General features: G+C 70.9%; 18 protein-coding genes, 2 tRNA genes and 1 pseudogene. 6 read left to right on the forward strand and 15 right to left on the reverse strand.

The window, feature by feature from the left end; translation table 11 throughout:
* Positions 1 to 17: 17 nt before the first annotated feature.
* A pseudogene (locus tag OCS65_RS01090) lies at positions 18 to 302 on the reverse strand (alpha/beta-hydrolase family protein); the annotation flags it as partial.
* 155 nt (positions 303 to 457) lie between these two features.
* On the opposite strand from OCS65_RS01090, the gene OCS65_RS01095 reads away from it, so the two are divergent.
* Positions 458 to 1,654 carry a DUF7159 family protein gene (locus OCS65_RS01095; protein WP_065923251.1) on the forward strand — a complete coding sequence of 399 codons (1,197 nt, stop codon included), beginning with the start codon at positions 458 to 460 and terminating at the stop codon, positions 1,652 to 1,654.
* 27 nt (positions 1,655 to 1,681) lie between these two features.
* Here the strand turns inward: OCS65_RS01095 and OCS65_RS01100 are convergent, their stop codons facing one another.
* The 4 genes from OCS65_RS01100 to OCS65_RS01115 all read right to left on the reverse strand — a co-directional run bounded on the left by OCS65_RS01100 (position 1,682) and on the right by OCS65_RS01115 (position 5,058).
* A complete protein-coding gene (locus OCS65_RS01100) occupies positions 1,682 to 2,641 on the reverse strand; it encodes a R2-like ligand-binding oxidase (protein WP_006934498.1) in 960 nt (319 codons plus the stop codon).
* Positions 2,642 to 2,793: 152 nt separating this feature from the next.
* The gene (locus tag OCS65_RS01105) at positions 2,794 to 3,978 is read right to left on the reverse strand and encodes a Dyp-type peroxidase (RefSeq protein WP_006934496.1); all 1,185 of its coding nucleotides are present in this window, start codon (positions 3,976 to 3,978) and stop codon (positions 2,794 to 2,796) included.
* Positions 3,971 to 4,480 carry a copper chaperone PCu(A)C gene (locus tag OCS65_RS01110; RefSeq protein ID WP_006934494.1) on the reverse strand — a complete coding sequence of 170 codons (510 nt, stop codon included), beginning with the start codon at positions 4,478 to 4,480 and terminating at the stop codon, positions 3,971 to 3,973. The genes OCS65_RS01105 and OCS65_RS01110 overlap by 8 nt, the downstream gene beginning before the upstream one ends.
* Before the next feature lie 77 nt (positions 4,481 to 4,557).
* The gene (locus OCS65_RS01115) at positions 4,558 to 5,058 is read right to left on the reverse strand and encodes a hypothetical protein (protein ID WP_029546814.1); all 501 of its coding nucleotides are present in this window, start codon (positions 5,056 to 5,058) and stop codon (positions 4,558 to 4,560) included.
* 116 nt (positions 5,059 to 5,174) lie between these two features.
* Between OCS65_RS01115 and OCS65_RS01120 the strand changes: the two genes are divergently transcribed.
* From OCS65_RS01120 to OCS65_RS01140, 5 genes are read left to right on the forward strand one after another with little or no spacing between them, the layout of a single operon-like run.
* A complete protein-coding gene (locus tag OCS65_RS01120) occupies positions 5,175 to 6,305 on the forward strand; it encodes an FtsX-like permease family protein (RefSeq protein ID WP_006934490.1) in 1,131 nt (376 codons plus the stop codon).
* Positions 6,302 to 6,988, forward strand: a complete 687-nt coding sequence (locus OCS65_RS01125) for an ABC transporter ATP-binding protein (protein ID WP_168578828.1) — start codon at positions 6,302 to 6,304, stop codon at positions 6,986 to 6,988. The genes OCS65_RS01120 and OCS65_RS01125 overlap by 4 nt, the downstream gene beginning before the upstream one ends.
* Before the next feature lie 17 nt (positions 6,989 to 7,005).
* Entirely contained in the window at positions 7,006 to 7,593 is a 588-nt protein-coding gene (locus OCS65_RS01130; protein WP_006934487.1) for a TetR/AcrR family transcriptional regulator, read from the forward strand.
* Between the two features lie 55 nt (positions 7,594 to 7,648).
* On the forward strand, positions 7,649 to 8,260 hold the full coding sequence (locus OCS65_RS01135; RefSeq protein ID WP_029546812.1) for a type 1 glutamine amidotransferase family protein: 612 nt from the start codon (positions 7,649 to 7,651) through the stop codon (positions 8,258 to 8,260).
* Complete coding sequence (locus OCS65_RS01140) at positions 8,257 to 8,709, forward strand: MarR family winged helix-turn-helix transcriptional regulator (RefSeq protein WP_263508493.1); 453 nt, start codon at positions 8,257 to 8,259, stop codon at positions 8,707 to 8,709. The genes OCS65_RS01135 and OCS65_RS01140 overlap by 4 nt, the downstream gene beginning before the upstream one ends.
* A gap of 68 nt (positions 8,710 to 8,777) precedes the next feature.
* Here the strand turns inward: OCS65_RS01140 and OCS65_RS01145 are convergent.
* The 10 genes from OCS65_RS01145 to OCS65_RS01190 form a co-directional block, all read right to left on the reverse strand.
* Positions 8,778 to 8,850 (reverse strand) — tRNA-Ala (locus OCS65_RS01145).
* A 138-nt stretch (positions 8,851 to 8,988) separates the two neighbouring features.
* A tRNA-Ile gene (locus tag OCS65_RS01150) sits at positions 8,989 to 9,062 on the reverse strand.
* Between the two features lie 75 nt (positions 9,063 to 9,137).
* On the reverse strand, positions 9,138 to 10,334 hold the full coding sequence (locus tag OCS65_RS01155; protein ID WP_043799099.1) for a DUF3566 domain-containing protein: 1,197 nt from the start codon (positions 10,332 to 10,334) through the stop codon (positions 9,138 to 9,140).
* Positions 10,335 to 12,839 carry a DNA gyrase subunit A gene (gene gyrA / locus OCS65_RS01160; RefSeq protein WP_006934483.1) on the reverse strand — a complete coding sequence of 835 codons (2,505 nt, stop codon included), beginning with the start codon at positions 12,837 to 12,839 and terminating at the stop codon, positions 10,335 to 10,337.
* Between the two features lie 150 nt (positions 12,840 to 12,989).
* Positions 12,990 to 13,820 carry an MHYT domain-containing protein gene (locus OCS65_RS01165; protein WP_050034258.1) on the reverse strand — a complete coding sequence of 277 codons (831 nt, stop codon included), beginning with the start codon at positions 13,818 to 13,820 and terminating at the stop codon, positions 12,990 to 12,992.
* Positions 13,821 to 13,977: 157 nt separating this feature from the next.
* Positions 13,978 to 14,814, reverse strand: a complete 837-nt coding sequence (locus OCS65_RS01170; RefSeq protein WP_029546809.1) for an MHYT domain-containing protein — start codon at positions 14,812 to 14,814, stop codon at positions 13,978 to 13,980.
* Positions 14,814 to 15,368, reverse strand: coding sequence for a GTP-binding protein (locus OCS65_RS01175; RefSeq protein ID WP_006934480.1), 555 nt, complete (start codon positions 15,366 to 15,368; stop codon positions 14,814 to 14,816). Before OCS65_RS01175 ends, OCS65_RS01170 begins: the two co-directional genes overlap by 1 nt.
* A 13-nt stretch (positions 15,369 to 15,381) precedes the next feature.
* Positions 15,382 to 15,756 (reverse strand): DUF742 domain-containing protein, encoded by a 375-nt coding sequence (locus OCS65_RS01180; protein ID WP_006934479.1) that lies wholly within the window; start codon positions 15,754 to 15,756, stop codon positions 15,382 to 15,384.
* Positions 15,757 to 15,769: 13 nt separating this feature from the next.
* Positions 15,770 to 16,186 carry a roadblock/LC7 domain-containing protein gene (locus OCS65_RS01185; RefSeq protein WP_006934478.1) on the reverse strand — a complete coding sequence of 139 codons (417 nt, stop codon included), beginning with the start codon at positions 16,184 to 16,186 and terminating at the stop codon, positions 15,770 to 15,772.
* Positions 16,183 to 19,284 carry an ATP-binding protein gene (locus tag OCS65_RS01190; protein WP_185713365.1) on the reverse strand — a complete coding sequence of 1,034 codons (3,102 nt, stop codon included), beginning with the start codon at positions 19,282 to 19,284 and terminating at the stop codon, positions 16,183 to 16,185. The genes OCS65_RS01185 and OCS65_RS01190 overlap by 4 nt, the downstream gene beginning before the upstream one ends.
* Between the last annotated feature and the right edge of the window lie 79 nt (positions 19,285 to 19,363).

Raw genomic sequence — 19,363 nt, forward strand, 5'->3', positions numbered from 1 at the left:
ACGGCGACGGAGCGGCGTCACTCGTCGCCGGGCTGGGCGGGCAGGGCGTTCTGCACCCGGTGGGTGGCCGCGTCGTCCCAGCCGTCGGGGGCGAGGATGTCCGCCCACAACTGCGCGGCCTCCGGCCCGTACGCGTGGCCGAACCCGGACGGGACGTCGGCGGAGAACACCATGTCGAGCGTGACCTGCCAGAACGTGACGAACGGCAGCCACCGCATGCCCGGATCCACATCCGGGCCGAGCGGCTCGCGCAACCAGTCCGGCTCCCGCAGCAGCAGCGCGAACGACCACCGGGTGATCGGCCTGGTAACCGCAGGGGCACACGGGCTGTGCTTATGTCACGCGCGGATCCTAGTGGGCACGGCAATCTCCCGCGCGGTCCTACGGCGCGGCTTCCCCGGACGTGGCCGAGTCGGTAGCAAGATGTACGCCGATCGTTGTCTACGGGAGGTGTGACATGGCTGTGGGAGTCGGTCTCCGGATCGGGAGCGTGGTGTCCACCGCGGTGCTCGCCTCCAACGACCCCGGCAGCCCCGATCCCGTCGTCATAGCCCGTGACACCGTCCTGCACATCGACTCCGACGGCACCACCGTCCTCGGCGGCGCCCCGCATCCCGCCGGCGAGGCCCGCTACCTGTCGGGCTTCCTCGGCCGCGTCGGCGATCCCGCCGGCGTCACCGCCAGTGACGGGCGCATCTACCGGGCCGAGGACTCGATGGCCACGGCGATCGCCTGCCTGTTGCACGAGTGCCAGCCGCTGCCGCCGGACGGCGGGCCCGACGGGGGTCTGCCCGCTGTCACCGCCACCTACCCGTCGCGGTGGGACCAGTCCACGGTGGCCGCGCTGCGGGCCGCGCTCGACTACGCGGATCTGCGGCACATCGCCCTCGTCTCGGACGCCGAGGCCGCGGCCACCTGGTACGCGTCGGAGATCTCGGAGACCCCCGGACAACTCGTCGGCATCTTCCACGTCGACGACGGCGGCTCGACCGTCAATCTCGTGCGCTCCGGTGTGTCGGCCGGCAAGGCGTTCCGCTTCGCCGCCAAGAGCGCCCCGTCTCCCGCGGCCCAGCTGGCTACCGCGCTCGGCGCGTTCGGCTGGCTTTCGCACAACCTCGACGCCGTGGTGGTGATGGGCGACGGGTTCGTCGCGCGCGACCGCTCGCATGTGCAGTCCATCGCGGACAGCCTCGCCGCGAAACTCGGCGTGCGCACTCTCGTCGGCCCCGGCCCCGAGCAGACCGCCGCCCTCGGTGCCGCCATCCTGGCGGCGGGTTTCACGCCCGCGCGCGTGGTCAAGGCGCGGATCGGACTGCCACCGTCGTACGACGTCACCGACGTCCTCACCGGTGGCATCCCACGTATCCGGGAACTCGAAGCGGCCGAACGAGCGCGGGCCGAGGCGGCCGCGGAACGAGACAGGGCGGCCGGCGCACCGGGGAGCCCCGCACCCGTCCCGGCGACGACCGCCTCCGACCCCCGGTCCGGCGACGCCCGGTCCGATGACACCCGGTCCGATGACAGCAGCGCCGACGAGGCCTTCGGGGCGACGGTCACCACCGTCACCACGCGGCCGAGCAGGAACTACTCGGCGATCGGGGCCGTGGTGGCAGTGATCCTGCTGCTGGCCTTCGCGGCCGTCGCGCTGCTCTGACCGTTCGGATTGTTACTACCGCGGAGTTCAGCCCTCCGTGAGCGAGTTCAGCTCCGCGGCGTCCTCCGCGCCGAACTTGTCCTCGAGCACCTCGGGGCTGTAGTCGAGGTCGATCTCCTCGACCGGCCGGCCGCGCGCGGATTCGATGGCCCCGAGCCGCCGCTGGGCCCGGTCGGCCGCGTAGGCGACGAACTCGTCGGGGTCGAGGCCGAAGGGCTGCTCCTCGAACTGGTCGTTGACCCACTGGATCATGCCGAGCGCCAGCGGCAGCAACTCCCCCATGCGCTGCTGTACGACATCCCAGTTCGAGTCGTCGGCTGCGACGTGGCGGCGGCAGGTGAACGTGCCCCACGCCATGTGCCGGCGTTCGTCGTCGCCGATCCGGCGCACGAGTTCCTGCATTCCGGGCAGGATTCCGCGTTTCGTGCACACCTTCTGCCAGGCGTAGTACCCGGTGAGGGCGAGACTGCCCTCGATGACGTGGTTGTAGGTGACGCTGGCGCGGACCTGATTGGCAGGACTCGGATCGGTCTCGAGGACGCGCAACGAATGGGGCAGTTCCTCGTAGAACAGCTGCCGGTAGTACGGATTGTCCGCAACGTAGGAGTGCAGGTCCGCGGTCAGGCCCACCGCGTCCATCCACAGGCGGAAGACCTGGGTGTGCTTGGCCTCCTCGAAGCAGAACTGGGTCAGGTACATCTCGTCGCCGAGCCGGCCCTCGGCGGCCATCGCCCGTAGGAACGGCTGGATGTCCTGTGTGACGGCCTCCTCGCCGGCCACGAACTGCGCGACGAGATAGGTGGCGCTGCGGTGCTGTTCGCTGTTGAGCTCGTTCCAGTCGGCCGCGTCCCGGCTGAAGTCCAGCTCGAGCGGATCCCAGAACTTCGCGTTACCCTTCGCGAACAGCCGCAGCGGGAAGGCGTCCCAGTGCAGACCTCCCGCGCGCAGCGTTCCGAAGCCCTGACGTTCCGGCAGTGCTGTGGTCATGAGTGTGCCCACCCTCCCTCGCCCCGATGGACGCGTGTCCATCTCGACGGTAGCGCCATTTCGGCGGGGCGTGACGGGAACCATACAAACTGTAGGTACGACGGACCCCCGGCCGGGATCGTCGAGCAGATCCCGGCCGGGAGCGCTGCCCGTCAGCCCTCGAGCAGGGTGTCCCCCGGATATCCGCCGGGGCCGAATCCGGGTGGGACGGCGAACACCGCCGACCCGATCGGCGTGATCCACGGGTTCAGCGCGTCGTGCTCGGCGAGCCGCTGCTGCACCGGAACGAACTGGGCGTCCACGTCGGCCTGGTACGACGCGAACAGCAGCCCGGCGCCGTCCGGGTCGTCGTAGTTGTAGCCGCGCCGCAGGAACCGCTCGTTCGCGTTCCGGGGCCGCGCCCGCGCGACGTGCGATTCCGGGGGGATCACCGGAATGCCGTGCACGTCGGTGGCGGCGAAGTCCGGATCGTCGTGCTCCCGGTTGCCGGTCAACGGCGCCCCCGAGGCCAGGTCCCGGCCCACGGCGAGTTCACGGGCCGGCCGGTCCAGCTCGTCCCACGTGTCGAGTTCCATGCGGATACGCCGCACCACCACGGACGTGCCCCCGGCCAGCCAGGCCGGGGTGCCGGGATTCCACACCTGCCGGTCGAAGTCCGTGCTTCCCGCGGCCGGGTTGACCGTGCCGTCGACCTGGCCCATGAGGTTGCGCATCGTGGTGCCGGCGGGCTTGGTGCCCGCCGCGTTGCGGAACCCGCGCTGGACCCAGCGCACGGTGGCCAGCGACCGCACGCTCTTGGCGAGCGTGCGGGTCGCGTGCGAGACGGTGACCGGGTCGTCGGCGCAGACCTGAACCAGCAGATCACCGCCCGACCAGCGCTCCTCGAGGCGATCGATCGAGAACGCGGGCAGCGGCCGCAGCCACTCGGGCCGCTGCGCCGCCAGGCCGGCCGCGTCGAACACGGCGGGACCGAATCCGACGGTCACGGTCAGCCGCGCGGGATCGTGGGCGAGTTCGGGCTCGGTGTCGCCGAGGGCAGGGCTGCCCTCGGTGAGCCGGCGGCCGTCCTCGGCCCACACCTTCATGATCCCGACGAGCGCCCGCCGGTCGAGGCCCGGGCGCAGATCCAGGGCGACGAACGCGGCGAAGGCCTGCGGTTCGGTGTCGATGCCGGCCTGGTGCACGCCGTGGAAAGCGACGGTGCGCCCGCCGGTGGGCTCGGGCTCCCGCGTGGCGGCATAGCCGAGGCCCGTCCCGATCCCGGCCGCGCCGATGCCCGCGACGCCGAGGACGGCGGCGCCGCCCCCGAGGAGGCGCCGCCGGCTCAGCTCAGCCACCGTGGTTCGCCCCCATGCCGGCGCTCGGCTGGTAGTTCTCCCGTGCGCCGGAGAAGTCGCGGACCTGCGCGGTGAACTCGGTGGTCGAGCCGTCCTCGAAGGTCAGCTCGAAGGTCACCTCGGTGCCGGGCAGGACGGGCTCGACGAGGTCCATCAGCATCAGGTGGTCGTTGCCGGGCGCGAGGGAGTGGGTGCTGTGCGCGGGAATGACCAGGCCGTCCTCCTTTTCGCGCATCACCATGGCGCCGCCGTCGCCGGCCGCCATCTCGTGGATCTCGGTGCGGGCCGAGCTGGGGCTGGCGGCGGAGACGATGTGGATGTCGGAGTCGCCGGTGTTCTCGAGCTCGGCGAAAGCACCGGTCATGCCGGATTCGGCGGCCTTCGCCCACGCCGAGGAGACGGTGAGCGAGTCCGCGGAGGCGGCGGCCGGCTCGTCGGACGAGCATCCGGCGGCGAACAGGGTCGCGGCCGCGGCGGCAGCGAGGAACAGGGTCTTCTTCATGAGGTTCTCCGAAATCGGTCCGGGTGCGCACGCGTGCGCGCAGTCCCGCGTAGCGGTGACCGTGAGGTGGGCTGGGATCAGACCGTGTGGGGAGGACCTCGGGTGCCGAGACCTGCGGCGACGAGCAGGCCGCGCCGCACCCGGGGATGGTGTGCGACGGGCGTCCAGCCGGGAACGGCGACGGGCGCCGGCGCGAACGGCGGCACACTCGCGCGCCGCACCGCGGTGAGCCCGACGCGGCAGCCGTGTTCGGCGCCGCGGACGAGCAGCGCCGCGACGACGATCGCGGCCGTGTGGGCGGCCAGCATGCCCGCGCCGGGGACGTGGACGTGTCCCGTGTCGAGGGAGAGGACACCGTGGCCCACCACCTGCCCGGCGGCCAGCACGCCGACGATCGGCAGGCGCGTGCCCGCGGCGAGCAGACCCACCGCGGCCGCGGCGGCGAGCAGCAACACCGCGGATGCCTGTCCCGGCGCGGCCCCGCCGGCGAGCGCATGGGCGGCGATGCTCACCGCCCCCGACATGCCGCCGACGAAGGCGCCGCGCACGCGTGCGGCGAAGTCCTTCTCGGCAGACATGCAGCCAGGATACGCGCCTCCTACTACCGGAAGTAGTAACCGGCCTCACAGAACTTACCGACACATTGTCGATAAGATGTCGACTGTCCGTCGGTAAATCTTCCTCAGGAGCCCACATGTTCCTCGCGCTGCGCGAACTATGGTTCGCGCGCACCCGCTTCCTCCTCATGGGAACCGTCGTAGCCCTGGTGGCGGTGCTGATGGTCATCCTGTCCGGCCTGTCCTCCGGCCTCGTGGCAGACGGCGTCTCGGCCCTCCAGCGCACCCCGGTCCAGGCCTTCGCCTTCGCCGAGGGCACCCGCACCGACTCGGCGTTCTCGCGATCCGTCGTCACCGAGGACCAGGCCGCCGCGTGGCGCGCCCGGCCGGACGTCGCCGACGCCGCGCTGCTCGGCAACGCCATCGTCAACGCCCGGACCGCGTCCGGCACACCGGTCGACCTCACCCTCTTCGGCGTCGAACCCGGCTCGTTCCTCGAACCGGCGCCCGCCGAGGGGCGTCCCCTCACCGGCGACACCGACATCCTGGTCAGCGACACCGTGCGCGAGGCGGGCATCGCCGTCGGCGACACCATCGTCCTCGAGCGCCTCGGCACCGAACTCACGGTCGCCGGCTTCACCGCCGACAAGCGCACCTTCGGCCACGTCGACGTCGCCTACCTGCCGCTGCGAACCTGGCAGGCGATCCACGCCGGCACGCGGGCCGGCGAGCTACCCGATCCGCGCGTCTACACCGAGGCGAGCGTCGTCGCCGTCCGGGGTGTCGACGACCGGCTGCCCGACCTCGCCGCGGGCGATGCCGCCGCCGGCACCGCCGCCAAGACCCTCGAGGAATCCTTCGACGCCTCCCCCGGCTACTCCGCCGAGATGATGACGATGTCCCTCATCAAGGGCTTCCTGTACGCGATCTCCGCCCTCGTCGTCGGCGCCTTCTTCAGCATCTGGACCGTCCAGCGCTCCCGGGAACTGGCCGTGCTGCGGGCCATGGGCGCCTCCACGGGTTTCCTCCTGCGCGACGGCCTGGCACAGGCGACGGTCGTGCTCCTCGCGTCGGTGACCGTCGGAGTCCTCCTCGGCCTCGGCCTCGGGTCGGGCCTCGAGGGCAGCGGCATGCCGTTCGCGCTCGAGACCGGCCCCGTCGCGTCCGGCGCCGCGATCCTGGTCCTGCTGGGACTGCTGGGCGCGGCCGTTGCCGTCGTCCGCGTCACCCGCGTCGATCCCCTCACCGCCCTCGGAGAGAACCGATGACCACCTCGACCATCCCCACCACCGGCCTGGCCCTGTCCGGCGTCACCCTCCGCTTCGGCGACGGCGACAACACCGTCGTGGCACTGGACGACGTGAACCTGCACGTCGCCGCCGGTGAGCTCGTCGCGATCGTCGGGCCCTCCGGCGCCGGCAAGTCGAGTCTGCTGGCCGTCGCCGGCGGTCTCACCCGCCCCACCACGGGTGTCGTCACGCTGGCGGGGATCGACGTCTCCGCCCTGCCGAATCGGGCGCTGACCCGGCTGCGGCGAGAGCGGGTGGGCTTCGTCTTCCAGTCCGGGAACCTCGTTCCCGCCCTGACCGCCCGCGACCAGCTCCGGCTGGTCCCGAAGATCACCGGTCGCCCCGGACGTGATCCGGACGAGCTGCTCGGGGCGGTCGGGATGAGCCATCGCGCCGACCGGCGACCCGGACAGCTCTCCGGCGGCGAACGCCAGCGGGTCGGCATCGCCCGGGCCCTCGTCTCGCGGCCGGCGCTGCTGCTCGTCGACGAACCGACCGCCGCCCTCGACCGCACCCGCAGCCACGAGGTGGTCGAGTTGCTTGCCCGGGAAACCCACGATGCGGGGGTGGCTGGCATCATGGTCACCCACGACCACGACGTGCTGGAGCATTGCGACCGCATCCTGGAGATGGTGGACGGCAGGCTGCACGCCCGCGGCTGACCGCACGAGGAGGGCCCGTGCCGAAGATCTCTGCGGCTACCGTCGCCGAGCATCGCGCAACCCAACTACGGGCACTCCTCGATGCGGCTCACGCACTGTTGACCGAGTCGCCGGAGCGCCCGCCGAGCCTGGGCGAGGTCGCGGCCCGGGCCGGGCTCGCCCGCTCCAGCGTCTACCACTACTTCCGGTCGCGGGAGGATCTGCTGCGCGCGGTCGTCGAGGACATGTTCCCGCGCTGGAACGCGAAGGTGATCGCCGCCATGGACGAGGCCGGCGATCCGGCCGGCCGGGTACTCGCGTACGTCGACGCCAACCTCCGGCTCGTCGCCGAGGGCGAGCACGCGCTCGTCGGAGCGCTCGCCACGGTCACGCCGCAGGCCTTCACCGACGAACGCATGCAGACGCTGCACCGCGAGCTCGTGCTCCCCCTCGTCGAGGCCCTGCGTGAGCACGGGACCACGCATCCGGAACTGGCCGCCGAACTGGTCGGCGCCGTGGTCCACAAGGGCACCGAACTCATCGAATCCGGCCGGAACCTGGAGGAGGTCCGCCGGGCGGTCCGCGATCTGCTCGAGCTCATCGACGTTTCACGTGAAACGGGCTGAGATCTTCCGGGTGCCCCCTATTGACAACAGGCTGTCAAATCGACAGCATATTGTCATGACTGAGACAGTGCATGTCGCCGTGTACGACACCTTCGCCGACTGGGAGGTCGGTCATGCGATCGCCCACATCAACAAGCCCCTCTGGCACAAGCATCCCGGCCGCTACGCCGTCGCCACCGTCGGCGCCACGCGCGAACCCGTCACCACCATGGGCGGAATCCGCATCCTCCCCGACACCACCCTGGACGAGGTGCGGCCGGAGAACAGCGCGATGCTCGTCCTGGCGGGCAACGACATCTGGAACACCGAGCAGTTCACCCCCTTCGCCGAACGGGCGCGCGACTTCCTCGAGGCCGGGGTCCCGGTGGCCGCGATCTGCGGGGCCACGGGCGGGCTCGCCCTCGCCGGCCTGCTCGACGATCGCGCGCACACGAGCAACGCCGCCGAGTTCCTGGCGAGTGTGGGCTACGCGGGCGGGGATCTCTACCGCGACGAACCGGCCGTCACCGACCGGAATCTGATCACCGCGAGTGCCACCGCCCCGGTCGAGTTCGCCCGCGCGATCCTCGAATGCCTCGAGGTGTTCGAGCCGCACGTCCTCGAATCCTGGTTCAAGCTCTACGGCCGACGCGACCCCGCCGGCTTCTACGAACTCATGGCCGGATGAGCGAGCGCCCGGAACAGGAACTGCTCAGCGGCCTCGCTCTGACGTCGTTCCGGCTCAACGGACGGTTCCTCGAGGTCGCCGAATCCCTCGCGCGCCCGGCCGGGCTCACCGCGGCGTGGTGGCAGGTCCTCGGTGCCGTGCTGCGCGAACCCCTGCCGGTCGCCGGCATCGCCCGCGCGATGGGGATCACCCGCCAGAGCGTGCAGCGGATCGCCGACCTGCTGGTCGAGCGAGGCCTCGCCGAGTACCTGCCCAACCCGGCCCACCGGCGCGCCAAGCTCGTCGCGCCGACCCCGGCGGGACGCGAGGCGGTGTCCGGGATCGATCCGGCGCATGCCGCCTTCGCCCGTCGCCTGGCCGACGCCGTGGGCGAGGAAGACCTGGCCGGCGCACTGGCCGCGATGCGCCGGCTCTCGGCGGTCCTCGACGAGCTCGCCGAGGAGAAGTGACCGGGCACGACGACAGGCCCGGACATCCGTGATGTCCGGGCCTGTCGTCGATATTCGAGTGTGCGTTGTGGAGCCTAGGAGATTCGAACTCCTGACATCTGCCTTGCAAAGGCAGCGCTCTACCAACTGAGCTAAGGCCCCGTCTGCCGCCTCAGCGGCCGGTGACCTCGTGCCATTCGTCCTCGCTCCGCAACATCCGAGCGAGTCCGACGGCCACCAGCACCACGGTTCCCACAGTGAGAAGAACCTTCATGCTCGCTGCCCTTTCGGCACGGGGAGTGGGCCTAGGAGGACTTGAACCTCCGACCTCTTCGTTATCAGCGAAGCGCTCTAACCGCCTGAGCTATAGGCCCTCGAACCGAGTTGGAACACTACCCCACCGAGCCGCGAAGTCCAAAATCGGCTCGGCGGGGTCACGTTTTCCCAGCTCAGTCCGGGTCTGCGAGGGTGACCTGCACGCCCCCGACGAGGTCGGTGCACAGGTTGTAGATGAACGCCCCCAGGGTGGCCAGAGCGGTCAGCAGGATCGTGTTGACCAGCCCGATCACCGTCGCGTACCCGAAGACCTGGCCGGCGGTGATGAGGCCACCCCCACCGGTGTCGGACACCATGTCGGTGAAGGCGCTGTTGAGCCGTTCCCACACGCCCATGCCCGCGAGCACGCCGTACAGCAGACCCACGGCGACCATCCACACGAAGAACAACGAGACGGAGATCACCGAGGAGATCTTCAGCATCGACCACGGATCGATGCGGCGCAGCTGCACGGTCGCCCGCAGCGGCTCACCCGGGACCCGGGCCGCGGCCGCCACCACGGCAGCCGGTTGCGCAGCCGCGGATTCCTCGGCCGGCGCGGACGGCAGCGGATGCTTCACCGTCGACAGGTCCGGCAGGTCCTTCGCCAGGTCCTTGCGTTCGATGTGCCGCGTCGGACCGTCGATGACGGCCGCCTTCGTCTTGGCCGCCGACCGGTCCGCACCCGGCATCCCCGTCGTGGGCGCGTTCATCGAGGCGGCCGCCGTGCCGGTGACCACCGGGCGGGTCGGCGGCGTCGCGGCACCGGACCGGCCGCCGGCCGGATTCACGCCGGGGCGAGCCGCCGCCGGCTTCGCCGGGCCCGGCTGCTGTCCTGCGGGCTGCGCCGATCCGGTCGGGGCCGCGCCGCCGGGCCGCGTGGCGGTCTTGTCACCCCCGGGCCGCGTGGCGGTCTTGTCACCCACAGCGCCGCCCGAGGTGGGCACCGCGGGACGCCCGGTCGAGGACGACGTCTGACCCGGGCGGGCCAGATTCGTCTGCGGCACGTTCTGCGGCGCCTCCTGCTGACTCCCGCGCTGCCACGGCGGCGTGGGAGGCCCACCCGGCCGTTGCTGCCCGGGACGCCCCGCCGGCGACGTCCCGCTCTCCGGCGTGGCGGGACCCTGCTTCGCCGCGCCGTCGGCCGGCGCTCCCGGGTTCGCTCCCGCGGCGGGGTTCCGGGCGGCACCCGGCGCGTCCGACGGCGCCGCAGCGCCCTCCGGCTTCACCTCGGGAGCCTGCTTCCCGGGCACCTCTCGTCCGTTCTGTCCCTTCGGCGGCTGAGCGGGCGGCCCCTGCTCGGCCCCGTTCGGTCCCTGGGGAGTGCTCACTTACGACTCCTTCGCTTCGAGTACGGCGCTCTCCTCGGGCTCGTCGGCGTTGCGTGCGATCGCCAGCAACGTGTCCCCCTCCCCCAGGTTCATCAACCGCACACCCTTCGTCTGTCGGCCGGCCTTGCGCACCTGCTTCGCGGGGGTCCGGATGACGCCACCGCCCGAGGTGATCGCGTACAGCTCGTCGTCGTCGTCCACGATGAGCGCTCCGACCAGAGTGCCACGCTTGCGGTCGTACTGGATGGTCAGCACGCCCTTGCCGCCGCGGCCCTGCGCCATGTAGTCCTCGATCGGGGTGCGCTTGGCGTACCCGCCGGACGTCGCGACCAGCAGGTACGTGCCCTCGCGGACCACGTTGAGGGAGAGCAGGGCGTCGTCCTCGTTGAACCGCATGCCCTGCACACCTGAGGTCGCCCGGCCCATCGGCCGCAACGCCTCGTCGCTCGCCGCGAAACGGATCGACTGTCCCTTCGCGGACACCAGCAGCAGGTCGTCGTCCGACGAGCACAGCACCGCGCCGACCAGTTCGTCGTCACCGCGCAGGTTGATCGCGACGATGCCGCCGGACCGGTTGGAGTCGAAGTCCGACAGGCGCGACTTCTTGACCAGGCCGTTGCGGGTCGCGAGCACCAGATACGGGGCGTCCTCGTAGGACTTGAGCCGGATGACGCCCTGGATCCGCTCGTCCGGCTGGAAGGCCAGCAGGTTGGCCACGTGCTGGCCGCGCGCGGTGCGGTTGGCCTCCGGCAGCTCGTAGGCCTTCGCCCGGTACACCCGGCCCTTGGTGGTGAAGAACAGCAGCCAGTCGTGCGTGGACGTCACGAAGAAGTGCTTGACGATGTCGTCCTGCTTGAGGTCGGCACCCTTGACGCCCTTGCCGCCACGCTTCTGGGACCGGTACAGGTCGGTCTTGGTGCGCTTGGCGTAGCCGGTCTCGGTGATGGTGACGACCACGTCCTCGCGGGCGATGAGGTCCTCGTCGGAGACGTCGCCGTCGGCCGCGACGATGCGGGTGCGGCGGTCGTCGCCGTACTTGTCGACGATCTCCTTCAGCTCGTCCCGCACGATCGCGCGCTGGCGCTCGGGCTTGGCGAGGATGTCCTTGAGGTCGTCGATCTCGCGCTCGATCTCGGCGAGTTCGTCGACGATCTTCTGTCGTTCCAGAGCGGCGAGGCGGCGCAGCTGCATCGCCAGGATCGCGTCGGCCTGGATCTCGTCGACGTCGAGCAGCCCGATCAGGCCGGTGCGCGCGTCCTCCACCGTCGCCGAGGCGCGGATCAGCGCGATGACCTCGTCGAGCGCGTCGAGCGCCTTGACGAGTCCGCGCAGGATGTGGGCCCGCTCCTCCGCCTTGCGCAGCAGGTACCGCGTCCGGCGGACGATGACCTCGACCTGATGGTTGACGTACAACCGGATCATCTGGTCGAGCCGCAGGGTGCGCGGCACGCCGTCGACGATCGAGAGCATGTTGCAGCCGAAGCCGGTCTGCAGCTGCGTGTGCTTGTAGAGGTTGTTGAGGACGACCTTCGCCACGGCATCACGGCGGACGGTGACGACGATGCGCATGCCCACACGGTCCGACGACTCGTCGTGGATGTCGGAGATGCCGGCGATCTTGCCGTCCCGGACCTGCTCGGCGATCGAGGTGATCAGGTTGTCCGGGTTGACCTGGTACGGCAGTTCGGTGATGACGATGGAGGTCTTCCCCCGGGCGTCCTCCTCGATCTCCACGACACCGCGCATCCGCACCGAGCCGCGGCCCGTGGTGTACGCGTCCTTGATGCCCTGGCCGCCGACGATCAGGCCCGCCGTCGGGAAGTCCGGCCCCTTGATGCGCTCCATGACGGCCGCCAGGGTGGCTTCCTCGTCGGCCTCGTAGTTCTCGAGCGCCCAGTAGATCGCCTCGGCCACCTCACGGAGGTTGTGCGGCGGGATGTTGGTGGCCATGCCCACCGCGATGCCGCCGGAACCGTTGATCAACAGGTTGGGGATACGGCTGGGGAGAACCACCGGCTCGAGCGTGCGGCCGTCGTAGTTCGGCTGGAAATCGACCGTCTCGTGGTCGATCTCCCGCAGCATCTCCATCGCGAGCGGCGTGAGCCGGCACTCGGTGTACCGCATCGCGGCCGCACCGTCGTTGCCGCGGGAACCGAAGTTGCCCTGGCCGTCCACGAGCGGGTAGCGCATCGACCACGGCTGCGCGAGTCGCACGAGCGTGTCGTAGATCGAGGCGTCGCCGTGCGGATGGTAGTTGCCCATCGTCTCGGCGACGGCACGTGCCGACTTCACGTAGCCGCGGTCCGGGCGGAACCCGTTGTCGTACATTGCGTACAGGACGCGGCGGTGCACCGGCTTGAGACCGTCCCGCACATCGGGCAGGGCGCGGCCCACGATCACGCTCATCGCGTAATCGATGTAGCTGCTCTGCATCTCCTGCTGGATGTCGACGGGCTCGATGCGGTCGTGCCCCGGCCCCTCCGGCGGCAACGTGGTGTCGGTCATGAGCTCCTTCTTCTACTCGGCTCGAACGCCGCGGGCTTCCGCCCGGCGCGCGTCTCGCAACCACACGAGTCTATAGGTGCAGGTCAGCTCGCACACCGACCGATGCGGCGATTCCGCTCGACCGACCCTGCACGTCGCCCGGAATTCACGTCACGATCGCGCCGGAACGGTCCGCGACGAGTCGGTGCCGTCGTCGGTGGTCCAGCGGGCGAACTCCTGTTCCAGTGCCAGATCCCTCCGGCTGGGCGCGAGCAGCAGCGCCGCGATGGGCACGGTGAGAACGACGATGCCGAGCACGAAGGAGGGGAACAGCAGGGCGGTGACGGTCTGGCCCGCCGGCAGCGGGACGGTCGGGTCGACCTGGACGCGCACACCGGCCATGCCGGTGTAGTGCAGCGCGACGACCGCGCAGCCCATGAGCAGGGCGGCCGGTACCCGGAGCGTCCACCGGTCCGCGGCCTGCGCGAGCCACAGGGCGACCGTGGCCGCGACGACACCGATGGCCACCGAGGCCACGACGAACGCCGTGTCGTGCTCGAGCGAGCCCTGGATCCGGATGGCCCACATGCCGCTGTAGTGCATGAGGCTGACCGCCAGGCCCATCCCGAGACCGCCGACGAACAGGCGGACGAGAGACGGGACGCGGTTCACCCACGCGGCGCGGGAGCTCACGAGCCAGAGCCCGAACCAGGTGGCGGCCACCGACAGCGCGACGGAGAAGACGGTCGGTCCCAGCGCGTAACGGACCGCGGTACCCGGGACGTCGAAGCCCATCATCCCGATGAAGTGCATGAGCCAGACGGCCACACCGCCGACGGACAGGGCGGCCATGGCCATCCAGCGGCGGTGGCCGCGGCCGGTCGGGGCGATCAGCGCCTGGCGGGCGCAGGAGAGCCCGACGAACGATCCGACGACGGAGGTGGCATAGGCGAGGAAGAACACCCACATCCCCATGGAGAAGTGGTGCATTTCGTGCGACATCGTGACCTTCTGAGCGTGGCACGCGGAAGTCGGTCCGCACTCGTGCGGTGGCGCGCCACACCGAATCGATACGGGCTGCGACTTCGCCCCCTCGACAGCGATCGGAGCGTATCGCATCGATGTAATTCGCACGGGGGCAGGTCCCGCCCCCGTGCGCTCAGGTGGCCGGATGCCGGGGATCGGCCGGGCTGTGCTGCTGCGCCCACGCCTCGGCCTCGGCCTCCAGTGCGGCCGCCACCCGGTCGGGAGCCATGAGCAACGCCATGATCGGGACCGTCAGGATCAGCATGCCGAGCACGAACACCGGGAAGAGGACGGCGAACACCTCGACCCCCGACGGGGCCGCGGTCGCCGGATCCACCGTCACCTGCACCGCCGCCATCGCGAGGAAGTGCACGCCGATCACCGCCGCGCCGGCGAAGATGCTGCCGCCGATCCGCATCCACCTGCTGTCGGCGACCGTGACCAGCCACAGGACCACCACCGCGGTGAGGCAGGCCGCCACCACGGACGCCGCCACGTAGGTCAGGTCGTATGCGACGGTGCCCTGCAGTTCCATCGCCCACATGATCGAGTAGTGCACGCCGGCGATCCCGGCGCCGAGGACCAGCGACCCGCCCAGCAGCCGTGCCGCCACGGCACCGCGCGACGGCCGGGCCCGGCGCGACACCCGCTTCGGCTGCACGACCACCATGGCGACGAAGGCGGACACCAGCGCCACCGCCATCGAGAAGACGATGCCGAGCAGGTCGTATCGGATGATGCTGCCGTCCACCGTGAAACCCGCCATCGGCAGGAAGTGCGCCAGCCACACCCCGACGCCCCCGGTCGAGAGCGCGGCTCGCATCAGCCAGTACAGCCGCGCCCGTTCCGAACCGGCGGACAACGACTTGCGGGCACTGGCCAGTCCCACGAGCAACCCGATCGCCGACGTCGCGTACGCCAGGACGATCACCCACGTGCCCATGCCGAACAGGTGCACGTGCGTGTCCATCAGGGCGCTACCGGCTGATGCAGCTTGCGCAGCGCGTACTCGGTGACCGTCACGAGCGCCGACTTGGCGGACTCGCGCTGCCGAGCGTCGATCGAGACGATCGGCACGTCCGCCGAGACCGCGAGGGCCTGACGGATGTCCTCGGTCGGGTACCGCGGGGCGTCGTCGAATTCGTTGATCGCGACGATGAACGGCAGGTTCCGGGCCTCGAAGAAGTCGACCGCCGCGAAACTCTCGTCCAGACGCCGGGTGTCGATGAGCACGATGGCACCGATCGCACCTCGGATCAGGTCGTCCCACATGAACCAGAACCGGTGCTGCCCCGGCGTACCGAACAGGTACAGCACGAGATCCTCGGCGAGGCTGATCCGGCCGAAGTCCATCGCGACGGTCGTGGTGGCCTTCTGCGGCGTCGCGCTCAGGTTGTCGACGCCGTCGCTGGCGTTGGTGACCAGCGCTTCGGTGCGCAGCGGAACGATCTCCGAGACCGCCCCCACCAACGTGGTCTTGCCGACACCGAAGCCCCCGGCGATCACGATCTTCGTCGAGGTCACCCGCTTCGGGGAGTTAGAGTTCGCGAAGTCCACTGAGGACCCTTTCAATCAGCTCACGACGCTCCGCGTCGCTCGAATCGTCTTTCAGGGTGGCCAGGATCCGTACGTGCCCGGCTTCGACGAGATCCGCCACGAGTACGCGCGCCACCCCGATCGGCACACCCACCCGCGCCGCGATCTCGGCGACCGACGGGGACTCTCTGCACAAAGCCACGATCGTGGCATTGATGTTGTCCAGGTCCCGGGCACGGTCGTCCGTGCCCGGGAGGACCTGGATCAGTGCCTCCAACGCCAGCTCGACCGCGGGGCTGGTCCGTCCCGAAGTCAGTGAGTACGGCCGGACCAGACTGGGCTGGGCCGGCGGCGACTCCGGCTTGCGTTCTTCCATGGCCACCTCGACGTCAGGACCCCAGACCGATGCGCGGAGTGGCCTCGACCGACGCCCCCACACGATCGACCAGGAGTGCCATCTCGTAACCGACCTGTCCGATGTCGCATTCCGAGGCGGTCAGGGTCGCAAGGTGCGAGCCGTCACCCACGCTCATCAGCAGCAGGTAACCGTGCTGCATCTCCACGACGGACTGGAGCACTCCGCCGCCCTCGAAGAGCTGGGACACGCCGTTGGACAGGCTGGCCAGGCCGGACGTGACGGCAGCGAGCTGCTCGGCACGGTCGACAGGCAGGTGTGCGCTGGCCGCCATCAGGAGGCCGTCCGCGGACACGAGCACGGCGTGGGAGACGCCGGGAACCTCGCGCGCGAAGTTCGACACCAACCAGTCCAGAGGACGAGTTACGTCGGATCCATGGTCAATGTTCATCGAACTCCCTGTTCGTCGGTCTGGGTGGACGCGTGCGCGGAGGCCCGCCCGTTGCGAACCCCTTGCTGGTGACGGCTCAGGTTGGCCCGGATGGCCTCCGGGTCGCGCCGCCGAACAGCCGGCACAGATCCGGTCGCCGGGGAGGCGACCGCACCGGGCACCAGCCTATGACCGGGTGCACGTCGCGGAAGACCCGCGGTGGTGAGTTGCTCCACCGGGGCTTGCGCCGCCTCCTGGGCGGCCCTCCAACCGACGTCCGCCCGCGAGTTCCACTCCGGCCGACGGTCCTCCGGCAGGCTCGTCGGATCGACGAGCCAGCTCGACATCATGTCGGCGAAGATCGGCGTGCCGGCACCCGGACGCAGCGAGTTGACGTCGGGGCGCGGCTGGAAGAACGCGGCCGTCTTGGCCGGGTTCGTCCGGTACCGATGCCGTGCGGCGCGGCCCGGCTGCCCGTCGGCTGCTGCGCTGCCGTGGCCGGCGGACGCGGCGGCCGGGTCTGCGGACTGCTCGAAATGCTGCTGCGGCAGGGAGGAATCGGCGGCGGCCGGCGGCGTCGGCAGCCCGGGAGTGCTCCCAGGGCGGCGCTGCGGCAGACCGTTGCCCGACGCACCGCTGCCCGACGCACCGTTCCCCGACGCACCGTTCCCCGACGCACCGCTGCCCGGCACAGCAGCGGACGGCTGCGGCGACAGGCCCGGCGTGGCACCCGGCCGGCGCTGCGGCAGACCATTGCCCGCGGTGGCCGGAGCCGGCTGCGGCGACAGACCCGGCGTGGCACCCGGCCGGCGCTGCGGCAGACCGCTGCCCGCGGACGACGGAGCCGACTCGGGCGAGGCCGGAGCGGCCGCGGCGGGAGCAGGAGCAGACGAGACCGTCTCCGAGCGGCGCGGCGGCAGGACCGGCGTCGGACCGGGTTGCCGTCGGGGCAGTTCCGACAGCGGCGTGGGCTGGCGCGGCACAGGACCCGGGGTGACACCCGGCTGACGCTGCGGCAGACCGGGAGTCGAGCCGGGGCGGCGCTGCGGCAGACCGGGAGTGGTCCCCGGCTGGCGCTGCGGCAGACCCGCGGATGGCTCCGGAGGAACGGGTGCCGGCTGGCGCTGCGGCAGCGGCGATTCCGGCGCGGGGGTGCGTTCCGGCAGGGCCGGGGCCGCGACGTCGCGCGGCGGCCGCGGAGCCAGGGCCTCGGCCGGACGGCCGTCCTCGCCCATGCGCGGCTGCGGCCCGGTCTGCGACAGGGCGAGCGGCGAGACGAGGAGCACGTCGGGAATGTGGACGCTGGCGGTGATGCCCGGGTTGCGTGCGGTGTCGAACGTCGGGCGCAGCCGCACGGTGAGGCCGTGCCGCGCCGCGAGGCGCGAGACCACGAACAGACCCATGTGGCGGGCGGTGTCGGGACCGACCTCGCCACCGAGAGCAAGCCGCTCGTTGATCGCGTCGAGTTCCTCGGCCGGGATCCCGATACCGCGGTCGGCGATCTCGACGAGCAGGCCACCGTCGACAGCCCGTGCGAAGCTGAACGTCACGGTGCTGTCCGGCGGGGACGCCCGCAGCGAGTTGTCGACGAGCTCGGCGAGCAGGTGGACGATGTCCGTGGCGACCGTGCCGCTGAGTGCGCCTTCCGGCGTCGAGCCGATCTGGACGCGCTGGTAGTCCTCCACCTCGGACATCGCGGCACGCAGGATGTCACCGAGCTGTACGGGCGCGGAGTGGCCGCGCCGCATCCGGGTGCCCGAGAGGATCAGCAGGTTGTCGCCGTTACGGCGCATGCGCGCCGCGAGGTGGTCGAGTCGGAACAGGCTCTCGAGCCGGGCCGGATCCTTCTCCTCGTACTCGAGTCGTTCGATGAGGCCGAGCTGCTGCTCGACGAGCGACTTGCTGCGCCGGGCGAGGGTCTCGAACATGTCGTTGATCTGCAGGCGGAGGTGGGCCTGCTCGCCGGCGAGGCGCAGGGCCTGCCCGTGCATGTCGTCGACGGCGCGGGCGAGCTGGCCGACCTCCTCGGTCGTGTGCACCGGGACCCGCGTGAACTCGATGTCCTCGACGTTGTCACCCACCTTGATGCGGTCGATGGCGTCGGGGAGTTCCTGCCGGGCGACCTTGAGAGCGCCGTAGCGCAGGCGGCGGATCGGGCCGACGAGCGACCGCGACACGAGAAGCGCCAGGACGAGCGCGGCGAGCAGGGCACCGAGCACGATCGCGGTGTCGCGGAGGGCGGCGGAGCGGGTGTCGGAGGCGCGGGCGAGAACGGTCTCGCTGATCGCGTCGGACGCCTCGTCGATGAGGGTGCCGTAGACCTCGACGCTCTGCAGCAGCGACGAGCGCAGGTTCAGGATGGGCAGCGGCCCGTCGCCGGCGGCGTCGATCATCGCGGTGCGCTCGGCGACGCCGTTGCGCAGCTCCTGGATCTGGGCGTCGGACGCCGGATACGACCGGGCGAGCGTCTCGAGCATGGCGAGCTCGGAGCCGGACGCGGACACCAGGGTGGTGCCCGGCTGGTCCGGGTCCCGCAGGATCGCCACGATGCCCATCACTTGATCGAACAGGTAGCGCTGCGACGCCCAGGCGTCGACGAGCCGGGTGCCCTCGGCGAGCACGGACGGATCCTCGATCGGCTCGACGATCGCCTCGACGATGCGGATCAGGTCCTTGCGGATGGCATTGGTCTGCTCGTTGAGCTCGGGGAGCGGGATGTTGCCGGCCGCGATACGGTCTCGCAGCGCCTCGGCGGCGGCCACGGTGCGGGTGAGGTCCGCGGCGATGACCGGATCCAGCTCCGGATTCTGGGACACCGCCCGGACGCGTTCCAGTGTCGCGTCGAGGTTCTCGATCTCGTTCGTGATGCCGGTGCCGGCCGCCAGCGTCGCGGAGGCGGTACCGAAGGCGGTACCGAAGTCGACGAGGTCGGGCACGACGGCCACCTGGTCGGCAGCGGACGAGAAGTGGACGGCGTTGGAGAGCTCCTGCTGCACGCGCAGGCCGCCCAGCACCATTGCCACGGTCACGGGAACGGCGAGAACGGCGGTCACCTTCCAGCGAAGGCCCCACCCTTCGATGTTCCACCACCGCTGCCGAGGTGGCGATTCGTCACTCATCTTCACAGCTCACTTTCCACCCGGTTTCCGCCGCCGACCCACACCCGCGCCACACCGCTCGGTGTCGAGGAGGTGCGGC

It is taken from the genome of Rhodococcus aetherivorans, from assembly GCF_025722975.1.
Lineage (GTDB): Bacteria > Actinomycetota > Actinomycetes > Mycobacteriales > Mycobacteriaceae > Rhodococcus > Rhodococcus aetherivorans.

Excerpts from the sequence above, each read along its gene's own strand:
- OCS65_RS01095 (WP_065923251.1), top strand. The coding sequence starts at position 458 with ATGGCTGTGGGAGTCGGTCTCCGGATCGGGAGCGTGGTGTCCACCGCG.
- OCS65_RS01100 (WP_006934498.1), bottom strand. The coding sequence starts at position 2,641 with ATGACCACAGCACTGCCGGAACGTCAGGGCTTCGGAACGCTGCGCGCG.
- OCS65_RS01110 (WP_006934494.1), bottom strand. The coding sequence starts at position 4,480 with ATGAAGAAGACCCTGTTCCTCGCTGCCGCCGCGGCCGCGACCCTGTTC.
- OCS65_RS01115 (WP_029546814.1), bottom strand. The coding sequence starts at position 5,058 with ATGTCTGCCGAGAAGGACTTCGCCGCACGCGTGCGCGGCGCCTTCGTC.
- OCS65_RS01120 (WP_006934490.1), top strand. The coding sequence starts at position 5,175 with ATGTTCCTCGCGCTGCGCGAACTATGGTTCGCGCGCACCCGCTTCCTC.
- OCS65_RS01125 (WP_168578828.1), top strand. The coding sequence starts at position 6,302 with ATGACCACCTCGACCATCCCCACCACCGGCCTGGCCCTGTCCGGCGTC.
- OCS65_RS01135 (WP_029546812.1), top strand. The coding sequence starts at position 7,649 with ATGACTGAGACAGTGCATGTCGCCGTGTACGACACCTTCGCCGACTGG.
- OCS65_RS01140 (WP_263508493.1), top strand. The coding sequence starts at position 8,257 with ATGAGCGAGCGCCCGGAACAGGAACTGCTCAGCGGCCTCGCTCTGACG.
- gyrA (WP_006934483.1), bottom strand. The coding sequence starts at position 12,839 with ATGACCGACACCACGTTGCCGCCGGAGGGGCCGGGGCACGACCGCATC.
- OCS65_RS01165 (WP_050034258.1), bottom strand. The coding sequence starts at position 13,820 with ATGTCGCACGAAATGCACCACTTCTCCATGGGGATGTGGGTGTTCTTC.
- OCS65_RS01170 (WP_029546809.1), bottom strand. The coding sequence starts at position 14,814 with ATGGACACGCACGTGCACCTGTTCGGCATGGGCACGTGGGTGATCGTC.
- OCS65_RS01180 (WP_006934479.1), bottom strand. The coding sequence starts at position 15,756 with ATGGAAGAACGCAAGCCGGAGTCGCCGCCGGCCCAGCCCAGTCTGGTC.
- OCS65_RS01185 (WP_006934478.1), bottom strand. The coding sequence starts at position 16,186 with ATGAACATTGACCATGGATCCGACGTAACTCGTCCTCTGGACTGGTTG.
- OCS65_RS01190 (WP_185713365.1), bottom strand. The coding sequence starts at position 19,284 with ATGAGTGACGAATCGCCACCTCGGCAGCGGTGGTGGAACATCGAAGGG.